Here is a 6,499-nt window from a genome sequence, read left to right on the forward strand (position 1 = left end):
TGCGACGCGGTGACGGCGTGTGGGCGTACAACCTCGCCGTCGTCGTCGACGACTCCGACCAGGGCGTGGACCAGGTCGTCCGCGGCGAGGACCTCCTGCCCTCCACCCCCCGCCAGGCCTATCTGGCCGACCTCCTCGGCCTGCGCCGGCCGGAGTACGTCCACGTCCCGCTCGCGGTCAACGCCGCCGGCGAGCGCCTGGCCAAGCGGGACGGGGCGGTGACCCTGGCCGACCTGGCGCGGGAGGGGACGACGACGAGGGCGGCCGTCGCCCGGATCGTGGCGTCACTCGGTGGACCGCCCGGCGCGGACTCGATCGATGCCCTGCGAGGGGTGGTCTCTCCCGCATCGCTGCGGTCCGGCCCCTGGGTCGTCGCCTGACCGTCGAGCCCGGACGTTCGCAGAGGTGGACGTCGCGCGATCGGTGGATTCGCCGGTCGGGCGCGTCTGCGCGGATAATCGACGCCCGTGACCACTTCATCGAAGCAGAACCCTGATCCTCGCGGGCCTGGGCGGCCGGACGGGACCATTCCCGAGCCGGCGCGCAGCACCCGGGACTCCTCCGACCCGACCATGTCCGACCCGACCCCCACCAGCCCCGCCCCCGACGCCCGGGACGACCGCAGCGGCACCGACCGCGCGGTCTTCGCCACCGTCGCCAGCCCGTACTACGGCTACCTGATCGCCTTGTTCGTGGGCGTCATGCTCATCAGCAACGTCACCGGCACCAAGGGCGTCCTGCTCTTCCCCGACCTGAGCTTCGAACTCGGGTTCCTCAGCCTCGACGGTCTCGTCACCGACGGCGCCTTCCTGCTCTTCCCGCTGGCGTACGTGCTGGGCGACGTGATCAGCGAGGTGTACGGCTTCAAGGCGATGCGCCGTGTCGTCCTCTCCGGCTTCGCCGTCCTGGCGCTGGCGGCGCTGAGCTTCACGTTCACCGTCCACTTGCCGCCGGCCCCGTTCTACGAGAACCAGGACGCGTTCGAGGCCGTCGCCGGCGTGATCCCGCAGTTCTTCCTGGCCGGCCTGGCCGGCTACGTGGTGGGCGAGCTGCTCAACAGCTACGTCCTGGTGTGGATGAAGCGCCGCACCGGTGAGAAGACCCTGTGGGCCAGGCTGCTCGGCTCAACCGTGGTCGGCCAGCTCGCGGACACCATCGTCTTCTGCACCATCGCGGCACCCGCCCTGGGCATGGTCCTCGGGTCGGGCGACTACTGGAACTACGTGGTGATCGGGTTCGTCTGGAAGACCCTCGTCGAGGCGGTCCTGCTGCCGGTGACGTACGTCGTGATCGCGTGGATCAAGAAGCGCGAGCCCAGCTATCAGACCGCCCTGGCCGGATCGACCGTGGCGCGATCGCCCCTGGCAGACTCGAGGGCATGACCTCCCACGACGAGGGCGCGGGTGGCGGCGGCTCGGGCGTCGGGCGCGACGGGAGCGGCGCATCGATACGGGTGCTCGGCGCCACCGTCGACGACCAGACCCGCTGCGTCCACTACCGCGGGCCCCTCGACGTGGTGGCGATCCGCTTCCACTGCTGCCGGGAGTTCTACCCGTGCTTCCGCTGCCACGCCGATGCCGCTGACCACGCGGTCTCGGCGTGGCCGCGGGCCGAGTTCGACGCCCCGGCGATCCTGTGCGGTGTCTGCCGGACCACGCTGTCGATCACCGAGTACCTGAACGCACACGGGTGCCCGGCCTGCAGGGCGCCGTTCAACCCGGGCTGCTCATTGCATCACTCGATCTACTTCGACGGCTGACTCTCTTACCCCGGGCTCAGTACTCCCCGTAGAACGTCTCGAGGAGTAGTGCAGACACGCGGCACGCGGCGGCGATCGAGTCCAGCCGCTGCTGGGTCGTGGCGTCGCCTGGAAGCTCGCGGTGGTACTCCCCCCGCGGCAGGAGTTCGAGCACCTCGCGCAGTCGCCCCACTTGGTGGCGATCGATCCCGTACTCGCCCGCGACCGTCAGGATCTCACGCATTACCTCACGCAGTGCCTCACCCTCTCCTGGGCTCAACCGGCCCTTGATCTCCCGGATACCCAGGTGGACCTCGATCGGGGGTTCATTCCCCTCGTCGTCAAACTCGAACTCGGCGAGCAACTCCGAATGGTCCGCGATGAGGTTGTAGAGCAAATCCGCGGCCACCTCGGGTCCCGGCCACACCCCCTCGTGGTCATCGAACGGGATCTCGGCCGCGCGTCCCATCAGTCGCTCCGCCGCGTCCTGCTCGCCGCTCCCCATCCGGTCTAGGGCTTTGACCAGGAGATTCTCGGCGGCCTGCATCGCCGCCTGACTGAAGGGTCCCAGAGGAGCTGTGGGCGCCATCGGATTGGTTCCGAAAGCTGTTCGCTGAGCGTATATCGCATCGATCTCGTCCAGAGTCTCGCCAAGGTCCATGCCGACAGCTTTCCACGCATCTGCGCGACTGCGCGACTGCGCGACTGCGCGACTGCGACCGACACTGACGCCTCACCCGAGGTGCGCGTCCGGAATGGTCCAGAGACGGCGCGCACCCCTTCCGGCGGCTGACAGGGGGGCCGCATAAGCCGAAGAGGGCGCGTACGTCATCGGCGCGGACGGGCCCCGCGGGACGTCCCCCGAGGAAGGCGCGCACGGGCCCGGCGGACGCCGACCGGGTAAGGCGCGGGCGGTGCTACGTCGAGTAGTACCGCCCCAGGAACTGGGACTTGTACGCCAGGTACTCCTCGGGCCCGGCGTCCATCGCGGCGCGCACCTCGTCGACCAGCCGCACCACGAACGCCAGGTTGTGCAGGGTGAGCAGGGTCGACCCGAGGAACTCCTTGGCCTTGAACAGGTGATGCAGGTACGCGCGGCTGTACTCCCGCGAGACCTCGGACGGCCCCTCGGGGTCGAGCGCGCTGTGGTCGTGCCGGAACTGGGCCCGGGTGACGTTGACCCGCCCGTCCAGCGTGTAGATCCCGCCGTGGCGGGCGAGCCGGGTGGGCGCGACACAGTCGAACGTGTCGGCCCCGTTCTCCACCGCCGTGAAGATGTCGTCGGGCTCGCTGATCCCCAGCAGGTGGCGCGGCCGGTCCTCGGGCAGTTCCTCGGTGCACCAGCCCACGATGGTGCCGAGGTTCTCCTTCTCCAGCGCCCCGCCGATCCCGTAGCCGCCGAACCCGCGGCGCCCCTGTTCCTCGGCGCGGTCGCTCATCTCCACGAGCCCGCGCACGGCCTGCCGCCGCAGGTCCTCGAACTGCGCGCCCTGGACCACGCCCCACAGTGACTGACCGGGCCGGTGCCCGCGCTCCACCGACAGGCGTTCGTGCTCGTCGAGACACCGCTGCGCCCAACGCCGCGTGCGCTCGACCGACCTCTCCTGGTACTCGCGGGTGTTCATGAGCGTGGTGAGCTCGTCGAAGGCGAACAGGATGTCGGCCCCCAGACCGTGCTGGATCCGCATCGACACCTCCGGGGAGAACCGGTGCGGCGACCCGTCGAGGTGCGAGGTGAAGGTGACACCGTCCTCGTCGACCTTCGCGAGCCTCCCCTGGCCCTTGTTGGTGGCGGAGTCGTCCGGGGCCCCGGCCGCGCCCGCCGACATCTCGATCACCTTCTTGAAGCCCACCCCGAGGCTCATCACCTGGAAGCCCCCGGAGTCGGTGTAGGTGGGCCCGGACCAGCGCATGAACTCCCCCAGCCCGCCGGCGGCGTCCACCACGTCGTGGCCGGGCTGCAGGTACAGGTGGTAGGCGTTGGCCAGGACGGCCTGCGCGCCGGTCGAGCGGACCTGCTCCGGGGTGAGGGTCTTGACGGTGGCCTTGGTGCCGACGGGCACGAACGCCGGGGTGGCGATGTCGCCGTGCGGGGTGTGGATGACGCCGGTGCGGCCCCCCGCGGTGCCGTCGAGGACCATCCGGGACCCCACGTCGAAGGTCGTCGCGCGTGGGGTGGGGGGCGTGTGATCCGACATGTGTCCCATCGTGGCACGACGGTCCGGGGGGCCGGCCCTGGCCCTACGATGGGGGGAATCGACGACGGCAGGAATCGACGACGACGAGGTGAGCGATGCCCGGTACGAGCGGCCGACGGCTCTCCCGGCACGAGCGCCGCGACCAACTGGTGGTCCTGGGAGTGAGACTCCTGGAGACGGTGCCGTTCCACGCGCTGTCGATGGATGACGTGGCCGAGCGGGCGGGGGTCTCGCGCAGCCTGCTGTTCCACTACTTCCCCACCAAGCTGGCCTACCTCACGGCGGTGGTCAACGCGGCCGCCGACCACGTCCTGTCGCTCACCGAGGTGCCGGAGGGGGCCAGCGCGGAGGACCGCACCCGGGCGATCATCACCGCACTGGTGCGCTACATCCAGCGGCGGCGCGACAACTACGTGGCGGTCCTGCGGTCGGGCAGGTCCGTGGACCCGGTCCTCGAGCAGGTCGTGGACGGGATGCACCGCACCATCAGCCTGCGCATCCTCCACAGCATCGGGGTGGTCCGGCCCGGCCCGATGGCCCTGGTGCTCACCCGCGCCTGGTTGGCCGGTGTCGAGGAGTTGGCGCTGCTGGGCGAGGAGTCCGGGCTGCCCCAGGAGACCGTGATCGACTCCGCGATCACCACGCTCCGGGCGGTCGCCGCCCTGCCGGACTTCGTCGCCGACGTCTTCCCGGGTGACGACGCGGAATGAGATCAGGCCCGAGATGAGGCCCGAAACGGGGAGAGCCCCGGAACTCCGATGAGTTCCGGGGCTCTCCCCGTGGCGGTGGCGGTGGGATTTGAACCCACGGTTGGGGGTTACCCAACACAGCATTTCGAGTGCTGCACCTTCGGCCGCTCGGACACGCCACCGCCGATCAGGCTACTTCACGAGCGGCCGCAGGCGGAAATCGCCTGCTCGCCGGGGCGAATCAGGCCTTGTCGTTGCCGGTGAGCTTGCTCGCGGCCTCGTTGGCCTTGTCCTTGAGCTTCTCGGCGCCCTGCTTGATGCCGGCCTTGCCCTGGTCCGCCTGGCCCTCGGCCTGGAGGTCACGGTCGCCGGTCGCGGCGCCGGCCGACTCCTTGGCGCGGCCGCCGAGCTCCTCGGCCTTGTTCGAGAACTTGTCTCCCACACCCATGTGGTGCTCCTCTCGATCGCGGCGCCGCTGCCCGGCGCCTCTCCCGATCCACCGTACGGAGATGTGCGCCGGGCCTCCACCGGACCATGGTCACGATCCCGTCACCGCCGTACGGGCGCGCCGCTACCGCCGAGCGCGGAAGAACTGTTCCAGCAGCGCGGCGCACTCGGTCTCGAGCACCCCGCCGCGGACCTCGGGGCGGTGGACGAGCCGGCGGTCGCGGACCACGTCCCAGAGCGATCCGCAGGCCCCGGTGCGGGGCTCCCACGCGCCGAAGACGACGCGGCCCACCCGCGCCGCGACCGCGGCTCCCGCGCACATCGTGCACGGCTCGAGGGTCACGACGAGGGTGCAGTCCTCCAGGCGCCACCCGTCACCCAGCACCCGGGCCGCCTCGCGCAGGGCCAGGATCTCGGCGTGGGCGAAGGGGTCACCGTCGGCCTCGCGCCGGTTGGTGGCCACGGCCAGCTCCCGGCCGTCAGGCCCCACCACGAGCGCGCCGACCGGCACATCACCCTCGGGGGTGTCACCGGCGGCCGCCAGGGCCCGCCGTATCAACCGCTCGTCCTCGGACCGGGGCGACGTCGGTGACATGGGCGCGGTCACAGGGATGACCGCCTCACGAGCATGACCGCCTCACGAGTCGGGCAGGTGCCGCTCGAGCTCCTCGCCGAAACCCATCCGCTCGGCCAGCGACTGCAGCTGCTCGTCGGCGTAGAGGTCGGTCTCGGACACGATGATCTCCAGCACCCCCGGCGGCAACCCCACGTCCTCGAGGATCGCCATGTCGCCCTCGCCCCAGGGGTCGGCGTCCTCGAGATCCTCGTCCGGAAGCTCCACGTTGAGCTCGTCGAGCACGTCGGCCGCGAGGTCGTAGTCGAGGGACGCGGTCGCATCGGAGAGCATGAGCCGCATCCCGGACGGGCCGGGACGAAGGATCACGAAGAACTCGTGATCGACGTCGACGAGGCCGAACGACGCCCCCTCGGTGCGCAGCGAGCGGACCTGCCGCGCGGCGTCGTCGAGACTGGTGAGCGCGGTGTCATCGAGTCTGGTGATCTGCCATGAACCGCCCGCCTGCAACACCCCGAGAGCGGAACCGGTGACGGCGTCGTCGTCGCTGTCGCTGTCGCGGGTGTTTCGGTCGGAGGTGCTGGCCATGGGCCCAACCGTAGTCTGCTGTGAGAACCTTGTCAGGTGGCGGCGGTGACGGACGTGTGCGTGCTCGGAGCGGGCCTGATCGGCGGTTCGTTGCTGCGGGTCCTGGGCCCGGATCGGGCGTTCGGGTGGAATCGCTCGACCCCCGGCGCGGAGGCGGCGACGGCGGCCGGCTTCCACGTCTCGACGGATCTGGCCGACACGCTCCGCCGGGCCGCGCGGACGGACGCCCTCGTCGTCGTCGGCGTCCCCCTGCCCGCCCTCGGCG

At 70.7% G+C, this 6,499-nt stretch carries 9 protein-coding genes, 1 tRNA gene and 1 pseudogene; 5 read left to right on the forward strand and 6 right to left on the reverse strand.

What is annotated here, in order from left to right:
* From G6022_RS04630 to G6022_RS04640, 3 genes are all read left to right on the forward strand, one after another.
* Positions 1-380: glutamate--tRNA ligase family protein (locus G6022_RS04630; protein WP_241731051.1), on the forward strand; the 380-nt coding region annotated here is incomplete at its 5' end.
* A gap of 87 nt (positions 381-467) precedes the next feature.
* On the forward strand, positions 468-1,382 hold the full coding sequence (locus G6022_RS04635) for a queuosine precursor transporter (protein WP_338404130.1): 915 nt from the start codon (positions 468-470) through the stop codon (positions 1,380-1,382).
* Positions 1,379-1,759, forward strand: coding sequence for a CHY zinc finger protein (locus tag G6022_RS04640; RefSeq protein WP_017836326.1), 381 nt, complete (start codon positions 1,379-1,381; stop codon positions 1,757-1,759). The genes G6022_RS04635 and G6022_RS04640 overlap by 4 nt, the downstream gene beginning before the upstream one ends.
* Before the next feature lie 16 nt (positions 1,760-1,775).
* Here the strand turns inward: G6022_RS04640 and G6022_RS04645 are convergent, their stop codons facing one another.
* Both G6022_RS04645 and tgt read right to left on the reverse strand, forming a co-directional pair.
* Positions 1,776-2,399 carry a hypothetical protein gene (locus G6022_RS04645; protein ID WP_179524314.1) on the reverse strand — a complete coding sequence of 208 codons (624 nt, stop codon included), beginning with the start codon at positions 2,397-2,399 and terminating at the stop codon, positions 1,776-1,778.
* A 256-nt stretch (positions 2,400-2,655) separates the two neighbouring features.
* Entirely contained in the window at positions 2,656-3,936 is a 1,281-nt protein-coding gene (gene tgt, locus G6022_RS04650) for a tRNA guanosine(34) transglycosylase Tgt (RefSeq protein WP_182638624.1), read from the reverse strand.
* A 95-nt stretch (positions 3,937-4,031) separates the two neighbouring features.
* Between tgt and G6022_RS04655 the strand changes: the two genes are divergently transcribed.
* Complete coding sequence (locus tag G6022_RS04655; RefSeq protein ID WP_179524312.1) at positions 4,032-4,646, forward strand: TetR/AcrR family transcriptional regulator; 615 nt, start codon at positions 4,032-4,034, stop codon at positions 4,644-4,646.
* A 70-nt stretch (positions 4,647-4,716) separates the two neighbouring features.
* Here G6022_RS04655 and G6022_RS04660 read toward each other — a convergent pair.
* The 4 genes from G6022_RS04660 to G6022_RS04675 all read right to left on the reverse strand — a co-directional run bounded on the left by G6022_RS04660 (position 4,717) and on the right by G6022_RS04675 (position 6,234).
* Positions 4,717-4,807 (reverse strand) — tRNA-Ser (locus G6022_RS04660).
* Between the two features lie 59 nt (positions 4,808-4,866).
* Positions 4,867-5,073, reverse strand: a complete 207-nt coding sequence (locus G6022_RS04665; protein ID WP_017838254.1) for a CsbD family protein — start codon at positions 5,071-5,073, stop codon at positions 4,867-4,869.
* 123 nt (positions 5,074-5,196) lie between these two features.
* Positions 5,197-5,667 (reverse strand): nucleoside deaminase, encoded by a 471-nt coding sequence (locus tag G6022_RS04670; protein WP_182691075.1) that lies wholly within the window; start codon positions 5,665-5,667, stop codon positions 5,197-5,199.
* A gap of 42 nt (positions 5,668-5,709) precedes the next feature.
* Complete coding sequence (locus G6022_RS04675; RefSeq protein WP_095717134.1) at positions 5,710-6,234, reverse strand: tRNA adenosine deaminase-associated protein; 525 nt, start codon at positions 6,232-6,234, stop codon at positions 5,710-5,712.
* A gap of 36 nt (positions 6,235-6,270) precedes the next feature.
* Between G6022_RS04675 and G6022_RS04680 the strand changes: the two are divergent.
* Positions 6,271-6,499: pseudogene (locus G6022_RS04680) on the forward strand (prephenate dehydrogenase); the annotation flags it as partial.

Origin of the sequence: Dietzia sp. Cai40, from assembly GCF_014145165.1 — a bacterium.
Taxonomy (GTDB): Bacteria; Actinomycetota; Actinomycetes; order Mycobacteriales; family Mycobacteriaceae; genus Dietzia; species Dietzia natronolimnaea.

Excerpts from the sequence above, each read along its gene's own strand:
- G6022_RS04670 (WP_182691075.1), bottom strand. The coding sequence starts at position 5,667 with ATGTCACCGACGTCGCCCCGGTCCGAGGACGAGCGGTTGATACGGCGG.
- G6022_RS04675 (WP_095717134.1), bottom strand. The coding sequence starts at position 6,234 with ATGGCCAGCACCTCCGACCGAAACACCCGCGACAGCGACAGCGACGAC.
- G6022_RS04645 (WP_179524314.1), bottom strand. The coding sequence starts at position 2,399 with ATGGACCTTGGCGAGACTCTGGACGAGATCGATGCGATATACGCTCAG.
- G6022_RS04665 (WP_017838254.1), bottom strand. The coding sequence starts at position 5,073 with ATGGGTGTGGGAGACAAGTTCTCGAACAAGGCCGAGGAGCTCGGCGGC.
- tgt (WP_182638624.1), bottom strand. The coding sequence starts at position 3,936 with ATGTCGGATCACACGCCCCCCACCCCACGCGCGACGACCTTCGACGTG.
- G6022_RS04655 (WP_179524312.1), top strand. The coding sequence starts at position 4,032 with ATGCCCGGTACGAGCGGCCGACGGCTCTCCCGGCACGAGCGCCGCGAC.
- G6022_RS04640 (WP_017836326.1), top strand. The coding sequence starts at position 1,379 with ATGACCTCCCACGACGAGGGCGCGGGTGGCGGCGGCTCGGGCGTCGGG.